Source organism: Streptomyces cinnamoneus, assembly GCF_014650495.1.
GTDB lineage: Bacteria > Actinomycetota > Actinomycetes > Streptomycetales > Streptomycetaceae > Streptomyces > Streptomyces cinnamoneus.
In genome coordinates, this window is sequence record NZ_BMVB01000012.1 from 61033 (window position 1) to 83828 (window position 22796).

The window sequence follows — 22796 nt, forward strand, 5'->3', positions numbered from 1 at the left end:
GACCGTATTTCTCCTCATGCATCATGGTGGTCTGCCGGATGAACCGGCAGACCACCACTTCGGGCGTCAGGCCAACGGCTTCAGGTGCATGCCCTCTGGTCCCTGACCCGGGCTGTTCAGGCACTCGTACTTGCGGTGCGGCCCAGAGGCCACCTTGTCGTAGAAGGCGCCCAGGCACCTTCCCAGAGCCAGCTGACCATAGGAATTGGGGTGGAAGGATTCCTCCTTCTGGCCCTGCGGGCGGGCGGCCCCGGCAGAAAGGAAGCGCATCCATTCCGCATTCCTGCCGGGGGTAGGGCTCGTGAGCGTTTCACCCGCCTTTGCCTGGCGGACACCATCAGCACAGACTTCATGGCCCTGCGCAGCCCACTGAAGGTCCAGGTAGTGAAGATTCTTCTTGTCGGCCACTCCCTCGAGCATGTGGGCGATACTGTTGACGACATCCTTGCGCGCCCAGTTCGTGTCCTGGTCGTAGAAGGGACACCCACCCGGAGCGTACCGGTTGGAAGTGAAGCTGCTGCCTTGGGCGTACCGATAGCTGCTGGAGAGTGGGACCGGCGACGGGTACGACTGAATCGCCAAGACATAGGAGCCGTCCCGGTGGCCGGATTGCCGCATGACGGAGCGGATCCGGTCGACCACGTTCCCTACTTTCTCCGGAATCTCTTTCGCCAGCGCCTGCTTGACAGTCCAATCCCATTTCTTCCAGCAGTACCTGCCGACCGGTCCGTACAGGAACTGCCAGACGCAGTCCTCGATGATCTTGCTGAAGCCGAGGTCGTTTCCGCTGATGGAGAGCTGGACCAGCTTGATGTCGTACTTTGCTGCGAGATCCTTCAGCTGGTCAGCCTGTGGCCTCTGCCCCTTGAAGTCCTGGCCGCCCGCGGCGGCGGGCAGTACGTGCACGGTCTCCGCCCCTGAGCAAGCGAGATTCACCTTATAGTCCACGGGTATTCCAGAGGTCGCGATCTCCGCGACGTCCGACCTGTGGCAACCGTTCTCCTTCTTCGTTGTCGGGTCGAGGTAGGTGGTCCCGTACACGCGGGTCGGATCCTTCACGCATCCGGAAGGGCCGCAAGCGGTGGCCCGGTCAGTTCCGTACATGTCGTCGGTGGGGCTGTACTTTATATCGACATTGCCCTGCCATCTCCCTCCCTCTCCTGATATGAAGCTGTCGCCGAGGGAGACGGCCGCGGTGGGTTTGCCCTTGGAGCCTACGGAACTTCTCGACATCGCCGAGGACTCGACCGTTGAGACAGCCAGACAGAGTGGCAGCAGCGCGGCGGCCGATGCCAGTGCAAGGGTTCTTCGAGATCTGCAGAATATGCGGAAAGGGGGCTTGCGACAGTCATGTGATTCCGTGCCAGGCATGAGTCCTCCACCGAATGAGACATCTCCACGATGCGTGACTGGAAATTATGATTCGATCTTTCGATTTGATCGGTCGGTGTGAGCGATGCGAAGCACGTTACAGTCGCCGCACTCGGGATGCGGACGGTATTTTGGGTCGTGTCTGCACAATGTTGCGGCAAGGTTCATGACGTGGAATCACCGTTTGTCAAACGGGCAGACCTTGTCACGGGAAACGCAGGCCACGGGACTCACTGGCAGCGCTTCAGGAGCGGTATCTGCTCGGAAGGGAAGGTAGTGGAACTCGTCATCACTACTTTGTCCGGGCAAGTTCGCCACGGTCGCGGGCGGTGGCAGGGACGGCAAGTTGCTGCCTGGCGCGGGTAAGCATCGCTGCGCGGATGCCGTCCTCCACTTGCGATGCGGACCGGTCTCGGTCGCCCGATCGCTCTGCCGCCGGCGCCGGGAGCGGCACCAGGGGCCAGGCATCGGATGCGACGTCGCTGAGAACCTCGAGGACGGCTTCAACCACAAGTCGGCCGCCAGGGGCACGAGCTGGTCATTCAACGGGCTGGGGAGAAGCCTCGCGACTGACCGCGAGGTCGAACTATGTGCTTACACGGGCTGCGACGTCCAGGGAGGCGACGCGCAACCCTGCGTGCACGCTGTCGGCTTCCTCCGGCCGTAGCGGGAGCGCCACGGCGACTGGAACGGGGTGATCAGCGCCTTGTTGCGCCGCTCACATGTCTTCCGTGCGGGGATACGGGTGTTGTGCACCCACTAGGAGGTCGAGGCCGGAGAATCGCACGTGGAAGGGGTGGCAATGCACTTGCCAGGTAGTGGTGAGTGCGCTCAGCGTCGCCAGCCCGATGCCGAAGCGGCCGGTCGTCCCGGCGCTGAAGGTTTTGCCGCTGAGCCTATAGGGTTCTTGCCGCTTCCTTCGCTCCCCGCGCCATCAACTGGTACAGCGCCAAGTCCGTCGCGCAGGCCCTGATCGAGTAATCGCACCGCGCAGCTCGCGTCTTCGATCGACCGGATCTCAAGCTGGGGATCCGCCTGCGAACGTCCTGACCGCGGCGCCGATCGCATCGTCGTACATGCCTGTCCTCTCCGTGCTCTGGCTCGTTATCAGCCCCAGGGTCACAGGGCGAAACGTCATGGTCTCCGTGGCAATTGGTCATCGGGGCATCAAGGACCTCCCCAGGGCGGGTGCCCCCTTCGCTCCCGGTCCAGTGGGTAAACGCCCAACACCGTGGGTCAACGATTTACCCACGAGGAGGACCGCTCGGAGTTGCTTGCTTCGTGCTACCGGGAGTCGCTTCGGGTTGCCGACGAGCTCGGCGCACGGACTGTCGCCTTCCCGGCGATCTCCACGGGCATCTACGGCTGGCCGATGGAAGACGGTGCACGCATCGCGGTGGAGTCGGTGCGAGTGACCGAGACGGCGGTGGAAGAGGTCCGCTTCGTCCTCTTCGACGAGCAGGCGTACGAGGCCTTCGCCGCACAGCTGAGGTGACTGCCCTGTCTGGCGCGATCTGAAGCTTCCGTCGCGCCTGAGCCCCCTGAATCACGAGATGGAGCCGCCAGCTGGCATGAACTGGCAGCTCTTTCGTTTTGGTTGCCGTCTTCGATGCGCGAGCGCAGGAGAACGGGGCACATGGAGAGGTGGCGCGGAAAGGCGTTCCCGGCTCCACGTCGGCGCCGCACGGAGAATGCTCTCCGTCCTGCCTCGTTGCCGACTTGCGTGACTCTATCCACGCACCCGGCACAAGAGCCAGAATTCAGGCATGCAGAGTCATGGTGAGCTAGAGCAGCGAATCCAGGCCCTCTCCGACGACGAGGCCCTCCGGGCGCTGGCGGTGCTGGTGGAGGACCGCGGGCTGCTTCCCTCGGCCGTACGACTTCCCGTGGACCTTGCTGAGCTGAGGGAAGCTGTGGACGCGGGGGATGCGGAGAGGTATCTGGATAGCTGCCAACCAGCCGTGAAGGATGGCAAGTTGGCGTGAATCGCGCTCGTATATGCTGCGACTCTGCGTGACGGCCTGGCGGCGACAGTCGGGGATGCAGTCGACTATGCGCGAACACCGATGGAGCGCCTCGACCCCTTCATGCTCCCGGTCGCCGGACTGGTGATCACGCTCCTGCAGACCGAGGTCGTCATGAAACGTGATACGCGCGGCAAGTGGAGCCTGACCATCCATAAGCGGGCCCTTCGTGATTCCGCCCTCGGCCGGGTGTTGACGGCATTGCTGTCACAGGTCACCAGCGGCAAGTAGCCGACGGATCGAAAGCCCGTCCAAGAAGTGATCAACGGCCCGGATTGGAAGGCCAGGGACGCCGGATGACGGTCTCAGTGAGAGTTCCCTACGCCTGGCACTGCGAGGAATGCGGGCAGGAGTGCCGGGTGCCCGTCTGGCGCACCCTTGATGCCCGTGAGCGTGCTGACGTCCTGGAATCCCCCGGCGCGGGTGTGGCCTGGACCGGGCGCGACTGCGCCGCTGCTGCTCGCGGTCTTCCGTTGAGGAGCTCCAGGGCGGTCAGCCGGAGTCCGCAGCGGCCCTGCTGGCTGAGGCCGACCGGGCGGGGGCGTTCAGTGGCGGTGCCTTCATCGGTGAGGTCGTACCACTGCCCCGCAGGCTGCTTCCGGTTGTTCTGACCCGCGACCTCGACCGGGACCTCGAGGACCCGGAATCGGCATGCCGGCAGTTGCAGTCGGAGGGGTCACCGACGGTCACCAACTACGAGGCAGGACCCGTGATGGACGACGACGTCCTGGTGGGCGACGGGGTGGCGGAGCGGACTCCGACCCCGCCGATCCGGGTGGGCAGCTACGACGGACAGGAACTCCTCGCCCGCCTGCTCCGCCGGTGGCAGGCCGCCGACGGCACCTGGTACTACGAGGTGACCTTGACCTTCTGGGCACACGCCACAATCCAGGGCATAGACCTGGCCGAGCCCGCGGACATCGCCTTCTCCGTACCGGCGAGCCACGTCACCCCGGTCCCGGACACCTGCTACAAGGGGGTCCCCATCCGCCGACACCCCGCGGTGATCGCCCGGGCCCGCAGCGGACGCAAGACCGCCCCGAACCCGCCGCCGCCAGCGGAGGCCGGGAGCGGGGCTGGTGCCGGCAGGCCGCAGGTCCGCGGAGATGCCACCGACCGATGGAAAGTCCAGCGCCCCCGCCACCCCTACAACGACCCCGGACCGCGGCGCACCGTCATCCACCACGAAACGTGTTTCACCACGCCCGACCCGGCCGAGCTCACCACCGCCCAGGCCCTCGCAGCACTGCGCCGCCCCGGCGCGGAAGCCTGCACCGTCTGCGGCGCCGACCAGCTCACCGCACGGTAACCGCGACCGTTTCCCACGGAAACGCCGCCGAGGTACCGGGGAACGGGAACCGCCGTGGTCAGGTGTAGGAGATACGGACCACTGCCCGGGCTTCAGGGACGCTCCCCGTCTCCTGGCCGAGTCAGGGTCCGTGCCGCGGCCTTGAGTGCCGTGCAGCGGCGATGATTGATGCGGACGGGCTGGGCAGTGGCGTCCGGCGGACTCTCGGGGGTGGAGCAGTGATCGAGGTCGGGCAGCAGGGCGCGTTCAGCGTGAACAGTGTCGGCATGGAGCACCGCCCGTTCCCATTGAGCTTCAGCATCCGCGAGGCCGAGGGCCTGTGGCAGGTGAGCGCCGGGGCAGCCCAGGCGGGTGAGCTGGTAGACCTCCTCGTGGCCGTGGCGAACGACGCCGTGGCGGTGGTGTCGCTGGAGACCAACTCCTACCTGGATGAGGACTGGCATTCGCTGCGCCCCTCGCTGATCGCGGCCGAGCTCGGCGTGCCGTGCACAGTCCACTCCCTCGGATCCTGGGCGTCCGGCACGTACGGACTCGCGGAGGAGTTCCTGGTGATGGACCGCGGCCTCCTGCCCCGTTTCCTCGACGGCACTTGGTCGCCGTATGAGCTGACTCTGATCGACGTGCCTGCCGACGTGACTACGGAGCAACTCGACGAGCTCGCCCTCGTGCTCGGCACGGCCGGTATTGATGAGCTGCTGCTGAGCTTCCTGGGAGACTCCCGGGTCTGGTTCTCGGGCCATGACGACTGCTACGTGTTGCTGGAGACCCGCGACCCCGCCCTGCCGGCCGCGGTCCTGGCGCGGCTGCTGACCCTGTTGGCTGGCTCAGCCCTCGCCGAACTCGCCGAGGAGCCCCTCTCGCGCCTTCCCGAGCCCGGGCCCTGGCTACCTGAGCGGCTGATCGCCACCGCACCTCACTGGATCGGAGCCCTGGGCAACGTCACCGAGGATTTGATCACCATTGGGCTGGCTGCCCTGCCAGACCCGTGGCAGCTGGGCGTCTCGTTCCCGCAGCAGGCCGACCTCACCGCGACGCTCGACGTACGTCACGGCACCTGGCGGATCACGCCTGCGGAGTAACACAAGGAGTCCCTGCTTCCGGGTGATCTCCTCGAGAACGCCCAGTACCTGCTCGCGGGTGAGCTCCTCGAGGACCAGCTCCTGGTCGTCGACGGCGTCGGCTGACTCCGGGGCCGGGGCGACAACGGCCGTGCGGGGCGCGGGCAGCACGACCGGGGCCAGCGGCGCGACCGGGACGTCGCCCTCGGGCAGCATGGCTGCGGTCTCAGCCTGGGCCTGAGGCGCGGTGGCCTGCCGGGCGCGGACCTGTTCCCACTTGTATGCCTTCGCCCACGCCCTGACCGTCACGTCCTGGTGCAGCTGCTGCTCGGTGGCCGCCTGGCGCTCCGCCTCGAAGGCCCCGGGCATCGCGGCGTCGACGGCGGCCGCGACCGCGCGACGCTGCGCGCGGCGATCGGCCTGCCGCTCCTCGTACCGGGGCAGTCCCGGCCAGAGCCGAGCAGCACCCGGTCGTCGCACCGCACGTCACCGCACTGCTGGCGCTGAGGCAGGACCCGGCTGATCAGCCAGCCCACCGGATCCTTGATCAGCCAGGTCAGCCGCATCTGGTCGGCCAGGCAGCGGGCGAGCCGGTCGGCGATGACGTGCGGCGCATCCGCGCCGCCGACGACTTGCGGCGGCCGTGGGAGAAGCCCGCCGAGCCCGGCCGGCTCACCCCGGCCCGAGTCCGCCGGGGGTTTCGAAACCTCCGCCCGCACCTGCACTGTCCGGCCCGTGCACCGAAACCCTCAAGCCCAGGCCCTGGAAGACCACGTGGCTCGAAGAACCGGCGGTCCGCCACCCGCTACGACGTGGGCAAGACCGTGAAACGACCCGAGAGCATCACCGAACGAAACCGACTCGGACCAAGCTGACACGGACGGGCGCGGTGACGTCCAGGGCCTGGAACAGGGTGAGGACCCGGCAGGAGCCCAGCTCGGCGAGCGGCCCGCCCAGTAGGAGCCGATCATCTTCGGGTAGCCCTCGTCGGCCTTGTCCGCTTCGAGGTTGTAGCGCACGTACTGGTTGCCCTTGAAGAAGTACGCCGTCTTCTCGTCCCACCACAGAGCCGCGTCGATCCCGCTGAGGATCAACGCCTACGACGCCCCCTTCGGCCCCACCCGCTGGGCCGCGACCTTCAGCGACATGACCCCGACCGAGCTGGTCACTGCCTTCACCACTGCCTTGGCCGCTGCGCATGCCCAGGGCCGCGACGCGTTCCTTCACGGCCCGGACCACTCACCGCTCGGTGCGGTGGAACCGCTTCTCGTTCAGGACTGACCACCGCTCTTTCTGTGCCGTGCCCGCCGCGGCGTGTCGCGGACCCCAGTGGACGGAGGAGAAGGATGGACCCGAACCGCTGGTAGGTGCCGTGATGACGCAAGGTGACGACCGTGCCACCGTTGTGTTGTATCTGAGGTTGTTGCACGAGACCGCGGCGGAGTGTGCGGCGGCCAGGGGCCGACGGGTGCCGAGGCGGAGGCCAGTGGGTCGGCATCCGGGCGAGTTGTGATGCGGCGGTGCCGCGTGTGGTTCGTAGCGTCCTGCGCTGGACGTCGAACAGCACGATGCCCCGCACGGCCGGGACAGGCGTGTACGGGGCAGGATTGCGGGCGCTTGTATCAGCCGCCGAGGAGTGCGGCCGCGATGGAGTTGACAGCGGTGACGATGGGGTTCAGGAGCGGAACAAGCATCGAACGTCCTTTACCAGAAGGCGAGTTGCGGTCATGGTGCGTCGGCCAGCGACGTCCGGCGATCTTGTCATTCCGTGATGCGCATACACAAGCGGCGCTCAGGCAGAGAGTGAGTGCCCGATCTCCTGATCGATAGGTGCTGATTGCGGACGGGGGCGTCCAGCCATCATGTCGCCCGGGTCGTCGGACGAAGGGCGCGCGAGGGCTTCGAGGTCGTCGGCGCCCACGCGGAGGCCAGCGGAGCGGCACCCTGGCGGCCCTGGAACGACCTCGCCATGGATAGAGCTCCACGAACTCCTCGTCACCGAACAGAGGCCCGAGTTCGTCGCGGATCCGCATCGGCAGGCTTCCCTTGGGGAACGCGGCCCGCGCCACCCGAGCTGCTTCCACCGGAACCTCGAGGCTCCTGCTCCTGACGTGCAGTGACACCGACACCTTCCCCACAACACGACGTCGGCTTCGAAGATCCTCAACGGATCGTCGAAGCCGACGTAACGCCTGCGGTCGGATTAGCCAACAGTGTCAGAAAGCGCAAATTGAATTCCAGGTGTTCGCCGGTGGCGGACGCCGCCCGAACGGGTTGGGGGATCGATCTGGGCTCGTGTCACAGTCGGCTGGACAAACCCTAGGCCAGCGAAGGGACGGACTCGGTGACGACGCCTCCAGGATTTGCCACGACGATTGAGGTTCTGCGTCTGCGGGAGTGGCTGATCGGAGCCGGGCGACCCGCGCTGGTCCTGGACCAGTTCAAAGCTGACGGATTTAAATTCGTCGTCGACAGCGACTCCAATGTCCATATCCAGTCGCATGACGGCCGTTTCTACTGCGGCTGGTATCCGCAATCCCTCCGCGGAAAGGAAAAGGCGGGGTGGCGGAGGTATGTCACCGGAACAGCCCAGGAGCCCGGCTGGGACGCCACCTTTCACGCGGACACCCCGGCCGAGGTCGTGGCAGTAGTGGTGGCGGAGCTGATCGCGCCGCCCCGCGCTGACGTCCCGCCTGGCCGGTTCACCCTGACCGGAACCGGCAGCAGCACCTGCTGTGCCGCCGCCCCGTCCCCAAGGGTACAGACGGCCCATCCCACAACACACGCAAACCGGAGCCCTCTAGGTGTTCTTCTCCCGCCCGCACCCCTCACCCGAGCAGGGCCCCCTTCTCGGACCACACGCCAGCAGACCCATCACTTCTTCGACTCCACCGGCCTGCGCGGCGCCGAATGGATGGCCGACGCCCCGCAGGTGCTCATCGACGATCTCCCTGCGGCCTGGCAGTTCTTCGCCCGCGTCCACCCCGTCGCACCCCCGGTGTGGACTAACGGTTACTTCGGCACGAACGATGACTACGCGTTGAAGGAGGACGTCGAAAAGACGCCTCTCCGCCCGACACCACCGGATGAGCCGGAGGGCCTGTCGAGGCGACCGTATGGCAGAGCGCTCGCCGACCGCCACGAGCTTGTGGCTCTCGCTATGACCTATTTGTCCGGGCAGGCGACCTGCCCGGACTGCGAAACTGTCTTCTCCGTCGCGGACCAGGTCGCCGGGACGTGGATCCCGTAATGGAGGTCAGGCGGCGTCGCTCAACCAGAGGGCGGGCCGGTTCCGGAATCGATCTTTTCGAAGAGGACGTCGCCGTGATGGTGGAGGAGCTCGCGCAGGGCCGCGTAGTGGTTCAACGGATCGGGTCGTGAGAGCTGGGACCATGTGCTGCTGCGCCGGAGGTGCCAGGCCCGGCGGACGTCAGGGGGTTGTTCAGCTTCGATTGGGCGCGGAGCGAACAGGGGTTTGTCTCGGGTGACGTAAGCCCAGACGAAGGCGGACGCGCCTCCTGTCGCTTGCGGTCGTCCAGATTAGGGCGGACGGGAACAGGGACTGGCGGAAGTTCAGCGATGATCGAGCCCTAAGTTTCGCTGGCCGGCGACCGCCTTGCAGTGCCTGGCGGTGTCGCCGGTAGTCGATGGGGTGAGCTTCGGTATCAAGGTCCTGGGCCAGGGCCTCCAAGGCGGCAGCGAAGCGGGCCGAGCCGTCGTTGGGTCCTGGCAGTGGCTCTTTCCAGCTCGGCGGGCTCTCCGTGGCCTGGCAGATCTTTGCTTGGCCTCATGCCACGAGCGCCATGCCCGAACATGCTGCCGCGGTCCTGCAGGGATGGTGCCCGCGGCCGGAAGGGGGCATGGCGCTCGTCTTTGCGGGCTCCGGTCAGGCAACGGCCTCCTGCTCTCGTGCGCGGGCTCGGAGGCCGCTGCCGTAGCGGCGCAGGAGGAGGATCGCGGTGGCGGCGAGGCCGGTGAGGAGGCCGAGCCAGATGCCGAGGGTGTCGAGGCCGGCCGCGTAGCCGAGGAGCCAGGCGGCAGGGAGGCCGACGGCCCAGTACCCGATGAGGGTGATGCGGAAGCCGCTCTTGGTGTCGTCGAGGCCGCGCAGGAGGCCGACGCCGATGTTCTGGGCGCAGTCGAAGAACTGGAGCACGGCGATGACGAGCAGCAGCTGGGTCGCGATGGAGACGGCCTTGTCGTCACCCGCGGCGTCGAGGAAGGGGCGCAGCACGAGGCCGGGCAGGGTGACGTAGACGACGGCGACGGCGGCCATGACGGCGGCGGCGCAGGCGAGCGCGGTGTTCTTGATGCGCTGAGCGGCGTCGATGCGGCCGAGGGCGAGTTCGCGGCTGACGTTGATGGAGGCGGCGTGGGAGAGGCCGACGGCGACCTGGAAGACGATGTAGACGAGCTGGTTGACGGCGGTGTGGGCGGCCAGGGCCGCGCTGCCGAAGGAGCCGGCCATCAGGGCGGTGACCGAGAAGAACCCGGCCTCCGACCCGTAGGTCGCGGCGATGGGTATGCCGAGCCCTATGAGCTCGCGCACGGTGGCGCGGTCGGCGCGCAGCACGTTGAGGCTGAGCAGCGGGGCGAGGACGGCGTCCTTCTTCGCCGAGGCGTACAAGGCGAGGAAAGAAAGCAGATAGACCGTGGAGGTGGCCACGCCGATGCCCGGCAGGCCCAGTTCGGGCAGGCCCCAGGTGCCGTGGATCAGCAGCCAGTTGAGGCCGGCGTTGACCGCGACGGAGGCGAGGGTGATCCGCAGCAGGGCCTGGGGGCGGCGCATGCCGACGGTGAACTGGCGGATCGCCTGGAACCACAGGCACGGCAGCAGGCCGGGGGCCAGTGCGAGGAGCATCGTCTGCGCCCGGTCGGCGACGGCCTCGTCCTGGCCGAGCAGCGGGAGGGCCTGGCCGATGAGGAGCATGAGGACCGCCCCGGCCAGGCCGGCGAGGGTGGCCACCGCCATGCTCGCGCGGACGATCTTTCGAACCCCCTCGTCGCTCTCCGCCGAGTCGCCTTCGGCTGTCTCCGCGCGTGCGGCGGCGGCGGCGATCCGGTTGCCCACGGAGGTGACGAGGCCGACGCCCATGGTGCGGAGCTGGTTGAAGATGACGATGGCCAGGCCGCCCGCCGCCAGGTCCCGGGTCCCGAGGAGGCCCATCATCACTGTGTCGGTGGTGGTCAGGGCCACCTGGGCGAGCTGGGTGAGGACGAGGGGGACGGCGAGGACGGCCAGCGCGCGGCTGTCGCGGAGGAGAGCGGTCGGTTGTATGGAGGGCATCAGTTCTCGCGGAGCTTGGTGAGGGTTTCGTCGATCTCGCGCTCCGTGGCGGGGTCGATGAGGTTCCGGTCGTTCATCCAGTCGTCGTTGAAGACGGTGTCCATGTACTTCTCCCCGCCGTCGTTGATGAGGGCGACCATAGTCGTGCCCGGCGGCAGCGAGGGCAGGCGGGTCAGGGCCTCGTGGACGACGCCACCGGCGGATCCGCCGATGAGCAGGCCGGTGCGGGCGACGGCCCGGCAGGTGGCGAACGCTTCCACGTCGCCGACCTTGACCCCTTCGTCGATCAGGTCGAAGTCGACCAGGGCACCGATCCCGGCGCCCTCGGGGGTGCCGGTGCCGGACTGGTAGTAGTCGTGGGCGGGGCCACCGAAGGCCACGGAGCCCTTGGGCTCGACGCCGACGGTCTTCACGCCGGGGACGAGCTTGCGCAGCTCGCGGGTGGTGCCGCACAGGGCGCCGCCCGTGCCGACGGCGCCGATCAAGATGTCTATCTGTCCGTCGAGGGCCTGGTGGAGTTCGTGGGCGACGGGGAAGTAGCCGACGCCGTTGGCGGGGTTGTTGTGCTGCTCGGTGAAGATGGTGTTGTCCTGGCCGCGGGCCATGTCCTCGGCGAGCTCCTCACGGGCCGCGGTGGCGAGCTCCTCGGTGCCGTCGTCGACGACGTAGACGAGCTCGGTGCCGAGCGCCTTCATGCCGCGCAGCTTGTCGGAGCAGGCGTGGTTGTCGACGACCGCGGTGAAGGTGTAGCCGCGCTCGGCGGCGATCACCGACAGGCCCAGTCCGGTGTTGCCCGAGGTGGACTCGATGATCCGGCCGCCGGGGCGCAGTTCGCCCGCGGCTTCGGCGGCATCGACCATGGCGCGCGCCATGCGGATCTTGGCGGTGCCGGTGGGGTTGTACATCTCCAGCTTCAGGAGGAGGCGGCTGCCGTTGTCGGAGCGGCACAGCTCGAACAGCGGGGTGTATCCGATGAGGTCGGAGATGCGGGAGACCACGGCGGGGCGCGTCAGTGCCTCGTTCATGGGGGGAGCTCCTGTGACAGGTGGGACGGAGGGTTTCAGCAGGCGGGGCGGCGGTCCAGGCGCCAGCGCGGCCGCCCTTCGGTGGTTTCCAGGACGACCTTGGGCGGCAGCGGCAGGTCGTGGAACGGGGACTCGTTGGAGTCCATCTGGTAGCCCGCCGTGTTGGGGTAGACCAGCAGGTCGCCTGCCGAGGGACGGGCCGGGAAGGGGATCTTTCTCCAGGTGAGCATGTCCGACTCCAGGCAGGTCGCACCGCCCACGCACGTGGGGTGGACGCCGGTGCCACCGGCCCGGCCGGCCGGGGTGACCAGTACGGGGTCGGGGAGGTATTCGCTGTTGAACCACTGCTCGGACAGGCTCAGGCTCGTCCCGTCGACGGTGAGGATGGCGTAGCCGTCGCGGTCCTTGACGCCCTGGATGCGGAAGACGGAGGCGCCGGCCCGGTCCAGCAGTGCGCGGCCGGGTTCCATCAGCAGGAGGGTGCCGGTCTCCCGGAGTCTGCTGCCGAGGCTGCCCTGGTCACCGTCAGGCACGGCGGCCAGTACGGCGCGGAGCGCGTCGGCTCCGGCGACCGGTGAGTGGTACGGGTAGAAGTCGGCGGCCGAGAAGGTCTTGCGGGCGTGGTAGTGCCTGGGTTGCTGCGTCGCGAGGAAGGCGTGCCAGTCGTCGGCGGCCGCGTAGTCGACGGCGAAGCCGCCGCCGATGCTGATCCGGTCGGCCTGGAGCCCCAGGACGCGGGCCTTGAGACAGAGGTCGACGAGGTGCCCGGCGAGGTCGGCGCGCGGCTGGACGGCGTAGCCGGACAGATGGAAGCTGAAGCCCTCCATCCGGACGGCGTCGCCCGCCCGCACGCACCTGGTCAGCGCCTCGTCGAGCTCGGCCTCGTCCATACCGAAGCGGCTGTGCGGCTGAGCCGGGGGGAGCCGGCGCAGCAGCAGCCGGGCCGGGCGGACCGCGCCGGTGCGCGCCAGCGCGATGAGCCGGTCCAACTCGTCGAGGGAGTCGACGGCGGTCAGGGCGCCCTGGAGGACGGCGATCCGCAGCAGTTCCTCGTTCTTGGCCGGGCCGGTCACCACGATGTTCTCGCCGCGGACGCCGTGGCCGAGGACCTCGCGGAGTTCGCCGAGGCTCGCGACGTCCACTCCGGCGCCGGTGGCCGCGCAGCGTTCGATCCACGCGGCGGCCTTGTTGGCTTTCTTCGCGTAGCACACGCGCCCGTCCACCCCGGCCTCGTCCAGCGCCGTCCGGAACGCTGCGAGGTTGGCGTCGAAGCGGTGCGGGAGCAGGAAGTGGAAGGGCCCGCCGAAGGCGTGGGCCAGCTCGTGGAGGAGACCGCTGTCGATGACCGCGTCGGTCTCGGGGTCCGGGTGCACGGGGAGCGTGGGGAGCGCCTGGGGTATGCCGTTCACCGCCACAGCGGTACCTGCGTTCCCAGGCCCTGCTCGATGGCGAGCTGGGCGAAGCGGTGGCCGAGGGCGATGTCGGTGACGACCAGGCCGCTGTTGTAGGCGAAGACGCGCTCGTGCGGGGCGGTGCGGCCGGCCGCGGCGCCCGCGAGGACCGGGGGGAACTCGGTGTCTACGGCGGGGAGCCGGCCGTCGGCGTCGGCCATGTCGGTGCCGGTGACGTTCATCTGGGCCTCGCTGGTGGCCACGACGCGGTCGGCGCGGAGCAGGGTCGAGGGTGCCAGGCCGTGGCCGACGAGGATCGCCAGTGCGCCGGGCTTCAGGTCGTCGGCCTCGATCGCCGCGGGGGTGTGGGCGCCCGCCGTGGCCACGATGACGTCGGCCTCGGCCGCGGCGGCCCGTGCGTCGGTGACGACCTCGACGTCCCGGTCGGGGAAGTAGGCGCGCAACTGTGCCCGTACCGCCTCGATTCCTTCCGGGTGGGTGCCGAAGAGCATCAGCCGGTCCAGGCCGGGCAGGGTGGTGAGCAGGAACGGCAGGGCCAGCCGGCCTTGCGTGCCGGTGCCGATCACCAGCGCGCTGCGGGCCCCGGGGGCGGCGAGCTCGCGGGCGAGGAGGGCGGAGACGGCCGGGGTGCGCAGGGAGCCGATGCGGCCGCAGTCCATCATCGCCACGGGCAGGCCGGTGACGTCGTCGTAGAGCGTGAGCGAGGTGTAGTAGTGCTGCTCCTCGCGGCCCTTGTGCAGGCCGTGCTTGTAGGAGGTCTTGATGGCGACGACGTCGCGGGAGCCGTCGCGGCCGAGCATCGCGTACGAGACGGAGTGACCGTCGGCGGGCTTGACGGTGAGCTTGCGCGGGTTGTCCGAGAGGCCCGCGGCCAGGGTGCGGTAGGCGCCCTCGACTGTGTCGACGACGTCGGCCAGGGTGATGTCGATGCCTGCGAGGTCACTGGTGGACAGCAGGCGCAGGGTCGTGTCGTCGGCGGGTATGCAGGGGCCCGTGGTGGGGCTGGTCATGGTTGGTTCCTCGTCTGCTGGTCGGTGATCAGGCGGCGTACGCCTCGAGGGCGGCCTGGCCGTAGCCGTGCTCGGCGGCCTCGGCCGTGGGGCGGGTGGCGCGCCCGGGGACGCGTACCGAGGCGCGCTTGAGCCAGCGGTCGGTGCCGTCGTAGCGGGCCTTGAAGGGGACCCGGCCGTGCACGACGAGGTCGTTGTCGACGACGAGGACCTCACCGGGGTTCAGGCTCACAGCCACCGAGACGCGGGCGAGTTCGGCTTCCAATCGCTCGTATGCGGCCCGGTAGGCGGGGGTGGCGATCTCCAGCGGGGTGTAGGCGGGGTCGAAGCGCAGGGTGAGGCCGTCCTCGGAGTGCCACAGGACGGGGACGTCCGGCGGGCTCCCGTCGAAGCCCTGCGCTTCCGCGTAGGCGTCGTCGGGGAGGATCGGCAGCTCGGCGCGCGAGAGGACGGCGATGTCGGCCTCGTCCAGCTGCACCTTGCGGATGCTCGCGGCGGTGGTGGCGATGTTGTCGTGGTTGCGCATGCAGCCGAGCATCAGCAGGTGGGCGCGGCCGGGGTGGAAGGCGTCCTCGGTATGCGGGCTGAGCAGGACGTCACTGCTGGCGCCGGTCTGCTCCTGCTCGTGGCCCGGGGCGGGGACGATGTTGTGGACGAAACGCCCGTTCTGCTGGCCCTCCCAGGCGATGGGGTTGCCCATGGCGGTGGCGAGCAGCAGCATCACGATGTCGTGGATGGCGCCGCTGTCCCCGGCGGTGGCCCAGCTTCCGGGCGTGGGGCCCACGGCGGTGTCGTCGACGGTCAGGCCGCGCAGTACAAAGAGGCCGTCGTCGGTGTCGACGGGCCGCAGGTGATGCCGGACTGTTTCGCTGAGGGCGGCTGCCGACTCGGCGACCCGTCCGAGGAGTTCGGGGGACGTGGCGGAGGTGCCGGATGCGGCGAGGATCTGTCCGGCGGCCTGGTGGAGCTCGGCGACCGAGGCGGTGTCGAGCAGGCGGACGGGGGCGGTTCCCGTACTCATGGCGAAGTCATCCGTTTCCGTGCGGTGGGGCGGAGGAGCGGGTTCCGGGCATGCCTCGGGGCGGCCGCAAGGCGGGGCGATACGCAGGGATGCGGCCTGTGGGGGGATGGCAGGTGGCGGGAACCGGTGGTTGGCGTCAGCGGCTGCCGAGGAAGGTACCACTGAAATTAGGTAAGGCAAACCTTACTTAAGAATGGTCCTCTTCGTCCGATTTTGATCGACTGGCGAGCGAGAAGCGGAGGTTGAGGGCGTTTTGCCTTTCGCTTCAAGATCCACTCATCTTTGCGATCATGGCTAGCATTAGGGTAGGCAAGCCTAAGTAACCGATGGTCGCAGTGGAACGAGGACGACGTGAATTGGACAAGGCGCCAGGCGCTGGGGGCCGGCGGGGGCATAGGCGCGGCCGTGCTGCTCGCCGCTTGTGGGGGCGGCAAGGACGCGTCCTCCTCACCGGCGGACTCTGCCGGCGGCGCCCCCCGCAAGGGCGGCACCCTCCGTATCGGCGCTCTCGGCCGCTCCTCCGCCACCACCCGCGACCCGCACGGGAACCAGGGCAACGAGAGCGACTACCTCATCATCGCCCTCGTCTACGACACGCTCACCGCACCGGGCCTCAAGGACAACACCGTCGGGCGCCTGGCCTCCGGCTGGAAGGCGTCCGACGACCTGAAGACCTGGCGGTTCACGATCGCCAAGGGCGCCACATTCCACGACGGTTCACCGGTCACCGCCGATGACGTGGTGTGGTCGCTGCGCCGGCTGCGCAACACCCCCGCGGGTGCTGCCCGGCTGCCGGGCATCAAGGCGGAGAACATCACCGCCGACGGCAAGGACACCGTGGTCCTGGTCTCCGACTACGCCAACGCCGAACTGCCCCTGCTCACCCGCCTGTCCACGTTCGTCCTCAAGAAGGACACCGCCGACAAGGACATCGCCAAGGCTCCCGGCACGGGCCCGTTCAAGCTCGACTGGTTCCGCGGCGGCAACGCCCGTCTGCTGCGCAACGACAAGTGGCACGGCGGGCAGGTCCACCTCGACGCCATCGAGGTGACCATGTTCGAGAGCCCCCAGGCCATGGCCAACGCTCTGCTGGGCGGCCAGATCGACGTCGCCTCCAACGCCGGCGCCGTCGCCGCCCGCACCGCTGCTTCGCGCAAGGACGTCCAGGTCGTCCGCCGTCCCAACGACATGGCGATGCCCATCGTGATGCGCACCGCCGACGGGCCCTTCGCCGACGTCAAGGTCCGCGAGGCCATGAAGCTCGTCGTCGACCGCGAGGCCATGGTCAAGCAGGTCCTCTCCGGCTACGGAACCGTCGCCAACGACATCCTGGGCACCGGCGACCCCGCCTACGCCAAGGACATCCCCCAGCGCAAGCGCGACCTCGCCAAGGCCAAGAAACTCCTCGAAGAGGCGAACTTCGACTTCTCGAAGACCTACGAGCTCATCACCACCGAGGACATCCCCGGCCTGGCCGAGTCCGCGACCCTGTTCGCCACCCAGGCCCGCGAGGCCGGCATCAAGGTCGAGGTCGTCAAGCAGGAGTCGGGCGCCTTCTACGACAAGACCTGGCTCAAGGGCGAGTTCTACACCAACTACTGGGGCACCAACGACTCCGTGGTGTTCTTCGCCTCGAAGACCATGGTGACCGGCGCCGGGCAGAACGAGGCCGGCTGGTCCGAGAAGGACTTCGACGACACGTACCGCAAGGTCATCGGAACCGCCGACAAGAAGGACCGCGCCACGTCCCTGCGCGAGCTCCAGCAGATCGAGTACGACAAGTCTGGTTACCTGCTCTGGGGCATGGCCGACGGCATCGACCTGGCCGGGCCCAAGGTCCGTAACCTGCCCAAGCTCCCCGGCTACGGGCGGGTCCAGCTCGAGAACGTCTGGCTGGCGCGTTGAGCGAGGCAGCGATAGAAGGGGCCGAGGCCGCCGCAGCACCTGCGGCGGCCTCGGCCCTGCGCCGTTCCCTCCGGGCGGTCGGCCGTGCCGGCGTAGTGCTCGCCAAACGGGCGCTGATGCTGGCCGTGCTGCTCGCTGTCGTCTTCGCCGCGATCGAGCTGCTGCCCGGCGACGCGGCCTCGGCCACCTCCGAGCGCGGCGAAAGTGCGGCCGACACCGCGGCCCGGCGCCACCTACTCGGCCTGGACCGGCCCGTGTGGGAACGGTTCCTGGACTGGATGACCGCGTTGCCCACCGGTGACCTGGGCACCTCCGCGCGCGGTGAGCGCGTCACCGGTCTGCTCGCCGCCCCCTTCCCCAACACGCTCCTGCTCGGCGCCACCGCCTTCGGCGTGACCCTCGCGGCGGCGCTCGCCCTGGGCTGCTGGGCGGCGCTGCGCCCCGGCGGCGCGGTGGACCGGATCGCCGGCTTCACCTCCGGCATCGCACTGGCCCTGCCGGAGTTCGTCGTTTCCGTCGGCCTGCTGCTGGTCCTGTCGCTGTGGACCGGCTGGCTGCCCGCCGTCACGCTCACCGCCCCCGACGGCTCGCCCGCCTCCTGGACCATGCTCGTCATGCCGGTCCTGGCCCTCGCTGTACCGCAGATCGGCTGGAACGCCCGTATCGTCCGCGGTGCGCTGGCCGACCAGGCCGGGGCACCGCACGTGACGGCCGCCCGGCTGGACGGGCTGTCCCCCCGGCGCGTGCTGCTGCGCCACGCGCTGCCCGGCGCCTGGCCCGCCATCGCCACCGGAGCCGCCACCTCCACCGGCATGCTGCTGGGAGGCGCGGTCGTCGTCGAGACCCTCTTCAACTTCCCCGGGCTGGGCACCGTCCTGGCCGGAGCCGTCGCCGACCGCGACACCCCCGTCATCGCCGGGGTCGTGGCCTGCACCGGAGCCGTCATCAGCCTCGTCCTGCTCGGTGCCGACCTCATCCGTGCCCGCACCCTGGGAGCCCGTCCATGAGCGCCCCCGCCTCCGTCCCGATCCGCTCCCGGCGCCCTTCCGCTCGCGTGCTCCTCGCAGTCGCGCCCGGGCTCCTGCTGACCCTGCTCGCCCTGGCCGGACCGCAGTTCGCCCCGCACCCCATCGACACTCCCGTCACCGCCCCCTACGCCCCGCCCGGCAAGGACGCGCTCCTGGGCGGCGACCAGCTCGGCCGGGACGTGCTGAGCCGCATGCTGCACGGCGGCAGCGCCCTCATCGGCAGCGCGCTCGTCGTCGCCGTGCTCGTCACCGCCCTGGCCGCCGTACTGGGCTGCTTCGCCGTCCTCACCCCGGCGCTGGGGCGGCTCGTCGAGCGCAGCGCCGACGTCGCCATCCTGCTGCCGCCCGTGCTGGGCATGATGCTGATCGCCCTGGCCTGGCCCGGCAGCGGGCGCCTGGCCGTCATGGCCGCCGCTACCGTGCTCGGCGTGCCGTACGCGGTACGCGTCGTCGCCGGCGCGGCCGCGCCTGTCGCCGCGTCGGGCTTCGTCGAGGCGGCCACCGCGGGCGGCGAACGGCTGTGGCACCTCGCGCTGCGCGAGATCCTGCCCAACCTGCGGTCCACCGTCCTCGCGCTGTTCGGCCTGCGCTTCGTCGCCGCCGTCTATGTCATCTCCATGGCCGGCTTCCTCCAGCTCGGGCCCCAGCCGCCGGCCGCCGACTGGGCGCTGATGATTCGTGAGAACGCCCCCGGCGCCCTCCTCAACTCCTGGGCCGTCGTCGCCCCCAGCCTCGCCATCGGCCTCCTGGCCGTGAGCGTCAACCTCGCCGCCGACGCCCTCGTGCCCACCACGCGCCGGGTGTCGGTGGTGGCCCGGTGACTCCCACCCGCGGGCAGCAGGCGTCCGTACCCCCGCCCCGTCGAGCAGAGGAACCCCCTGCGGTCATGACCGACAACCAGACCGTGGTCAGCGTCACCGGCCTGGAGATACGGATAGTCGACGGGCCGGTGCTGCTGGCCGACGCCGGCCTCACCCTCCGGCGTGGCAGGATCACCGCCCTCACCGGCCCCTCCGGCTCCGGCAAGTCCACCCTGCTGCGCGCCGTCATCGGTGACCTGCCCGACGGCGCCCACGTCTCGTCAGGAACCGTCGAGGTCCTTGGCCACGACGTCCGGGCCCTCCCCGCCGAGCGGCTGCGGCACCTGCGCCGTCACAGCGTCGCGTACGTGGGGCAGGACCCCGCCTCCGCCCTCAACCCCCGGATGCGCGTCCGTCGCCTCGTAGCCGAGACCGCCGTGGACCCCTCCCCGCAGGCGGTGCGGGACCTGCTCGCCGAGTGCCGCCTGCCCGTCGATGACGGGCTGCCCGACCGGCGCCCGGGCGCCCTCTCCGGCGGGCAGCAGCGCAGAGTGGCGCTGGCCCGGGCCCTCGCCCGGCGCCCCGACGTCCTCCTGCTGGACGAACCCACCGCGGGGCTCGACACCGCACTGCGCGACGAGATCGCCGACCTCCTGCGCCACCTCGTCACCACCCGCGACCTCGCGATCGTCCTCGCCTGCCACGACCCCGAACTCGTCGCCCGCTGCGTCGACGACGTCGTCGACCTCGCCACGGCCGTCCGTCCGGCGCCACGGTCGGCCACGCTCCAAGCGCGTCCGGAAGGCACCGTTTCCCGCCCCGGCGGCACGACAGGGACCGGACTTGCCGCCCACGGCCTCACGGTGGGATTCACCCGGCACGGACGCGCCCGCCTGGCCCTGGACGGAGTGGACTTCGCGGCGGCTCCGGGCAGCGCCACCGGCATCGTCGGCCCCTCCGGATCCGGCAAGACAACCCTGCTCCGCGTTCTCGCCGGACTGCAGCGGCCGGATGCCGGCACCCTCACTCTCGACGATCAGGTGCTGCCCGCCCTGGCCCGCAAACGCGGCCGGGACCGGCAGCGCCGCATCCAGCTGGTCCCGCAGAACCCGCTCGGCACCCTCAACCCCGCCCGGACCGTCGGCGCCACCCTCGCCCGGCCCCTCAGGCTTCACCAGGCCACCGCGAAGGCGGACCTGGCCGACCGGGTCACCGGACTCCTCGCCGACGTCGACCTGCCTGCCGACTTCGCCCGCCGCTACCCCGCCGAGCTCTCCGGTGGTCAGCGCCAGCGCGTCTCCATCGCCCGCGCGCTCGCCGCAGGCCCCGACATCCTGCTCTGCGACGAGGTCACCTCCGCCCTCGACCCGGACACCGCCACCGCCATCATGAATCTCCTCACGGCCCTACGCGAACAGCACGGCATGACGCTGGTCGTCGTCTCCCACGAACACCACCTCATCGCCCGCTACACCGACACCGTCCACCTTCTCGACACCGGACGCATCACCGACAGCGGGCCCACTGCCTCGCTCGTGGCGATGACCTGACGAGGACCCGATCCGCGGTCGTCCGGCATCCGGCGTGTGCGTGATGCCGGCCGCCGTGGTGCCCTTGAGCATTGGAGGGTGTGGACGGGGCGTGATCCGGGCGGCCGGTCAGTCTCCGCGCCTGTGGTCGGTGGGTGCCGGGGCGTGTGATCGGCGGGAGGCCAGTAGCCGGCGCCCCTGCCGACGTGGTGCGGGTTTGCCGTCCTGAGGGGCGGGAGCGGTGATGCGGGCCCGGGCGATCAGTTCCAGGGTGATGGCGACGGCGACAGCCTGGACAGCCATCAGGGCGATCAGGACGAACAGTTGGACGGCGCCGGCGGTGAGCGGATCGGCACCGCCGAGCAGCATGCCGACGAACGCGCCCGGCAAGGTGACCAGTCCGACCGTGCGGGTCTGATCGAGGCCGGGCACGAGCGCCTCGGAGGCCGAGGACCGGGCGATCTCGATCCTGGCGTCCCGCTCCGGCAGGCCCAGCGCGAGGGCGGCTTCGACCTTGCCGTGGCGCAGTCGGAGCACCGCCAGGCTCTGTCGGCCGGCCAGCACGGTCGCGGTGAGCGCGCCGCCGATCAGGATCCCGGTCACCGGGATGAGCGTGATGCCGCGCACCGGCACGAGGCCGGTGGCCAGCAGCAGGCCGATGGCAGGGACCACGCCCGCAGCGATTGGCACGGCCGTCCACCACCAGGTGGCGTCGGTGGTGACCCGGCGGCCGGCGGTGCGTACGGCGACCGCATACATCAGGAGCAGGAAGGCGGGCAGGCCCGCGGGGGAGTGGGCGACCCAGCCGATGGCGGCGGAGACCACCGCGAGCTGGATGGCGGCCCGTACACCGGCGAGGAGGACCTCGCGGGCCCGGCTGGTGCCGTGATCGGGCGTCAGGTGGCAGACGGCGACCACGGTGACGGCGGTGGCGAGCAGGATGGCCAGAACCCATCCGAGGGTCGCGTTGACCGGGAGAAGGGTGGCAGAGGATGCGCGCATAGGGTCACCGTTGGGTCGGCGTTCGTTGCGGGGTGGCGGTCGATTTCCTGGTGACGTCGGCCCCGGTGTGATGGGCCTGCGCTCCGGTTCGGGCGTCGTGTCCGCCCCGGGGCGCAGGACCGGCCCGCCTGCGGGTGGTGCGACCGGGACCGGTTCGCGGCGCAGCCGCTACTTGGCCGGTGCCCCGGCCGCCGTCCGGGTATTCGGCGCGGGCCGGGGGCGTTCGGGGGCCAGGAAGAAGCCCATGACCGGGGTCAGGTAGAGCGCCCAGACGATCACCTGCAGGACGGTGGGGTCGGGCTGGAAGTTGAAGACGCCCTTGAGGAGGGTGCCGTACCAGGAGTCCGGGGGGATGGTGGTGCTGATGTCGAAGGCGAGGTGGTGCAGGCCGGGGAGGAGGTCGGCCTCCTGGAGGTCGTGGATGCCGTAGGCGAGGACGCCGGCCGCGACGACGACGAGCATGGCGCCGGTCCAGCGGAAGAACCTGGCCAGGTTGATGCGCAGGGCGCCCTTGTAGAAGAGCCAGCCGAGGACCACGGAGGTGGCGAGTCCCAGGAGGGCTCCGATGAGGGGGCGGATGCCGTCGCCGGTGGCCTGGGCGGCGGTCCAGATGAACAGGGAGGTCTCCAGGCCTTCGCGGCCTACGGCGAAGAAGGAGGTCACCACGAGGGCGCCGGTGCCGACTGCCAGGGCGGCGTCGAGTTTGTCCTGGAGTTCGCTCTTGAGGTGGCGGGCGGTGCGCCGCATCCAGAACACCATCCAGGTGACCAGGCCGACGGACAGGATGGAAAGGGTGCCGCCGAGGGCTTCCTTGGCCTGGAAGGTGAGGGTGGAGGAACCGAACTGCAGCAGCGCGCCGAAGGCGAGGCTGAGGGTGACGGCGATTCCGACACCGGCCCACAGGGGTGGCAGCTGGCGGCGGTTGCCGGTCTTGACGAGGTAGGCGACGAGGATGCAGACGACGAGGCTGGCCTCCAGGCCCTCGCGCAGTCCGATCAGGAAGTTGCCGAACATG

Annotated in this window: 20 protein-coding genes and 3 pseudogenes; 12 read left to right on the forward strand and 11 right to left on the reverse strand. The window is 69.6% G+C overall.

Annotated features, from left to right (window positions below):
* Positions 1 to 66: 66 nt before the first annotated feature.
* Positions 67 to 1041: an SGNH/GDSL hydrolase family protein gene (locus tag IE182_RS18720; protein WP_190111012.1), complete on the reverse strand. Its 975-nt coding sequence runs from the start codon at positions 1039 to 1041 to the stop codon at positions 67 to 69.
* A 1555-nt stretch (positions 1042 to 2596) separates the two neighbouring features.
* Here IE182_RS18720 and IE182_RS18725 point away from each other — a divergent pair.
* Positions 2597 to 2866 (forward strand): annotated as a pseudogene (locus IE182_RS18725) (macro domain-containing protein); the annotation flags it as partial.
* 289 nt (positions 2867 to 3155) lie between these two features.
* On the opposite strand, the gene IE182_RS32100 reads toward IE182_RS18725, so the two are convergent.
* The gene (locus IE182_RS32100; protein ID WP_229844925.1) at positions 3156 to 3326 is read right to left on the reverse strand and encodes a hypothetical protein; all 171 of its coding nucleotides are present in this window, start codon (positions 3324 to 3326) and stop codon (positions 3156 to 3158) included.
* Positions 3327 to 3437: 111 nt separating this feature from the next.
* On the opposite strand from IE182_RS32100, the gene IE182_RS32105 reads away from it, so the two are divergent.
* From IE182_RS32105 to IE182_RS32110, 5 genes and pseudogenes are all read left to right on the forward strand, one after another.
* Complete coding sequence (locus tag IE182_RS32105) at positions 3438 to 3626, forward strand: hypothetical protein (protein ID WP_229844927.1); 189 nt, start codon at positions 3438 to 3440, stop codon at positions 3624 to 3626.
* 481 nt (positions 3627 to 4107) lie between these two features.
* On the forward strand, positions 4108 to 4704 hold the full coding sequence (locus tag IE182_RS18735) for a DUF6233 domain-containing protein (protein ID WP_190111013.1): 597 nt from the start codon (positions 4108 to 4110) through the stop codon (positions 4702 to 4704).
* Between the two features lie 218 nt (positions 4705 to 4922).
* Positions 4923 to 5783 carry a hypothetical protein gene (locus tag IE182_RS18740; protein WP_190111014.1) on the forward strand — a complete coding sequence of 287 codons (861 nt, stop codon included), beginning with the start codon at positions 4923 to 4925 and terminating at the stop codon, positions 5781 to 5783.
* Between the two features lie 294 nt (positions 5784 to 6077).
* A complete protein-coding gene (locus IE182_RS18745; RefSeq protein WP_190111015.1) occupies positions 6078 to 6269 on the forward strand; it encodes a hypothetical protein in 192 nt (63 codons plus the stop codon).
* Positions 6270 to 6382: 113 nt separating this feature from the next.
* A pseudogene (locus tag IE182_RS32110) lies at positions 6383 to 6631 on the forward strand (NF041680 family putative transposase); the annotation flags it as partial.
* Here the strand turns inward: IE182_RS32110 and IE182_RS32800 are convergent.
* Positions 6512 to 6781: a hypothetical protein gene (locus IE182_RS32800; protein WP_373303582.1), complete on the reverse strand. Its 270-nt coding sequence runs from the start codon at positions 6779 to 6781 to the stop codon at positions 6512 to 6514. The pseudogene IE182_RS32110 and the gene IE182_RS32800 sit on opposite strands and share 120 nt — an antisense overlap.
* Positions 6782 to 6794: 13 nt before the next feature.
* Here IE182_RS32800 and IE182_RS18755 point away from each other — a divergent pair, with 13 nt between their 5' ends.
* Entirely contained in the window at positions 6795 to 7043 is a 249-nt protein-coding gene (locus IE182_RS18755) for a DUF317 domain-containing protein (RefSeq protein ID WP_229844929.1), read from the forward strand.
* 635 nt (positions 7044 to 7678) lie between these two features.
* On the opposite strand, the pseudogene IE182_RS32805 reads toward IE182_RS18755, so the two are convergent.
* A pseudogene (locus tag IE182_RS32805) lies at positions 7679 to 7879 on the reverse strand (hypothetical protein); the annotation flags it as partial.
* Between the two features lie 227 nt (positions 7880 to 8106).
* Between IE182_RS32805 and IE182_RS32635 the strand changes: the two are divergent.
* On the forward strand, positions 8107 to 9012 hold the full coding sequence (locus IE182_RS32635) for a DUF317 domain-containing protein (protein ID WP_190111018.1): 906 nt from the start codon (positions 8107 to 8109) through the stop codon (positions 9010 to 9012).
* A gap of 636 nt (positions 9013 to 9648) precedes the next feature.
* On the opposite strand, the gene IE182_RS18765 is transcribed toward IE182_RS32635, so the two are convergent.
* From IE182_RS18765 to IE182_RS18785, 5 genes are read right to left on the reverse strand one after another with little or no spacing between them, the layout of a single operon-like run.
* Positions 9649 to 11049: an MATE family efflux transporter gene (locus IE182_RS18765; RefSeq protein ID WP_190111019.1), complete on the reverse strand. Its 1401-nt coding sequence runs from the start codon at positions 11047 to 11049 to the stop codon at positions 9649 to 9651.
* The gene (locus tag IE182_RS18770; RefSeq protein WP_190111020.1) at positions 11049 to 12074 is read right to left on the reverse strand and encodes a cysteine synthase family protein; all 1026 of its coding nucleotides are present in this window, start codon (positions 12072 to 12074) and stop codon (positions 11049 to 11051) included. Before IE182_RS18770 ends, IE182_RS18765 begins: the two co-directional genes overlap by 1 nt.
* Before the next feature lie 35 nt (positions 12075 to 12109).
* A complete protein-coding gene (locus IE182_RS18775) occupies positions 12110 to 13489 on the reverse strand; it encodes a type III PLP-dependent enzyme domain-containing protein (RefSeq protein WP_190111021.1) in 1380 nt (459 codons plus the stop codon).
* On the reverse strand, positions 13480 to 14496 hold the full coding sequence (locus IE182_RS18780; protein WP_190111022.1) for an ornithine cyclodeaminase family protein: 1017 nt from the start codon (positions 14494 to 14496) through the stop codon (positions 13480 to 13482). The genes IE182_RS18775 and IE182_RS18780 overlap by 10 nt, the downstream gene beginning before the upstream one ends.
* 28 nt (positions 14497 to 14524) lie before the next feature.
* Entirely contained in the window at positions 14525 to 15517 is a 993-nt protein-coding gene (locus IE182_RS18785) for a TauD/TfdA family dioxygenase (protein ID WP_190111023.1), read from the reverse strand.
* Positions 15518 to 15868: 351 nt separating this feature from the next.
* Between IE182_RS18785 and IE182_RS18790 the strand changes: the two genes are divergently transcribed.
* The 4 genes from IE182_RS18790 to IE182_RS18805 all read left to right on the forward strand — a co-directional run bounded on the left by IE182_RS18790 (position 15869) and on the right by IE182_RS18805 (position 20800).
* Entirely contained in the window at positions 15869 to 17422 is a 1554-nt protein-coding gene (locus IE182_RS18790; RefSeq protein WP_190111024.1) for an ABC transporter substrate-binding protein, read from the forward strand.
* Positions 17407 to 18429 (forward strand): ABC transporter permease, encoded by a 1023-nt coding sequence (locus IE182_RS18795; RefSeq protein WP_373303584.1) that lies wholly within the window; start codon positions 17407 to 17409, stop codon positions 18427 to 18429. Before IE182_RS18790 ends, IE182_RS18795 begins: the two co-directional genes overlap by 16 nt.
* Positions 18426 to 19271 carry an ABC transporter permease gene (locus IE182_RS18800; protein ID WP_190111025.1) on the forward strand — a complete coding sequence of 282 codons (846 nt, stop codon included), beginning with the start codon at positions 18426 to 18428 and terminating at the stop codon, positions 19269 to 19271. The genes IE182_RS18795 and IE182_RS18800 overlap by 4 nt, the downstream gene beginning before the upstream one ends.
* Positions 19272 to 19336: 65 nt before the next feature.
* Positions 19337 to 20800, forward strand: a complete 1464-nt coding sequence (locus tag IE182_RS18805) for an ABC transporter ATP-binding protein (RefSeq protein ID WP_190111026.1) — start codon at positions 19337 to 19339, stop codon at positions 20798 to 20800.
* 108 nt (positions 20801 to 20908) lie between these two features.
* Here IE182_RS18805 and IE182_RS18810 read toward each other — a convergent pair whose 3' ends face one another.
* Together IE182_RS18810 and efeU are read right to left on the reverse strand one after the other, a co-directional pair.
* Positions 20909 to 21781 carry an ABC transporter permease gene (locus tag IE182_RS18810; RefSeq protein WP_190111027.1) on the reverse strand — a complete coding sequence of 291 codons (873 nt, stop codon included), beginning with the start codon at positions 21779 to 21781 and terminating at the stop codon, positions 20909 to 20911.
* A gap of 168 nt (positions 21782 to 21949) precedes the next feature.
* Positions 21950 to 22795, reverse strand: a complete 846-nt coding sequence (gene efeU / locus IE182_RS18815) for an iron uptake transporter permease EfeU (RefSeq protein ID WP_190111028.1) — start codon at positions 22793 to 22795, stop codon at positions 21950 to 21952.
* Position 22796 lies beyond the last annotated feature (1 nt).

Bases quoted from the DNA above. Each gene is read 5' to 3' on its own strand.
- IE182_RS18805 (WP_190111026.1), top strand. From the start codon at position 19,337: ATGACCGACAACCAGACCGTGGTCAGCGTCACCGGCCTGGAGATACGG.
- IE182_RS18785 (WP_190111023.1), bottom strand. From the start codon at position 15,517: ATGAGTACGGGAACCGCCCCCGTCCGCCTGCTCGACACCGCCTCGGTC.
- IE182_RS32105 (WP_229844927.1), top strand. From the start codon at position 3,438: ATGGAGCGCCTCGACCCCTTCATGCTCCCGGTCGCCGGACTGGTGATC.
- efeU (WP_190111028.1), bottom strand. From the start codon at position 22,795: ATGTTCGGCAACTTCCTGATCGGACTGCGCGAGGGCCTGGAGGCCAGC.
- IE182_RS18810 (WP_190111027.1), bottom strand. From the start codon at position 21,781: ATGCGCGCATCCTCTGCCACCCTTCTCCCGGTCAACGCGACCCTCGGA.
- IE182_RS18800 (WP_190111025.1), top strand. From the start codon at position 18,426: ATGAGCGCCCCCGCCTCCGTCCCGATCCGCTCCCGGCGCCCTTCCGCT.
- IE182_RS18770 (WP_190111020.1), bottom strand. From the start codon at position 12,074: ATGAACGAGGCACTGACGCGCCCCGCCGTGGTCTCCCGCATCTCCGAC.
- IE182_RS18735 (WP_190111013.1), top strand. From the start codon at position 4,108: ATGGACGACGACGTCCTGGTGGGCGACGGGGTGGCGGAGCGGACTCCG.
- IE182_RS18765 (WP_190111019.1), bottom strand. From the start codon at position 11,049: ATGCCCTCCATACAACCGACCGCTCTCCTCCGCGACAGCCGCGCGCTG.
- IE182_RS18780 (WP_190111022.1), bottom strand. From the start codon at position 14,496: ATGACCAGCCCCACCACGGGCCCCTGCATACCCGCCGACGACACGACC.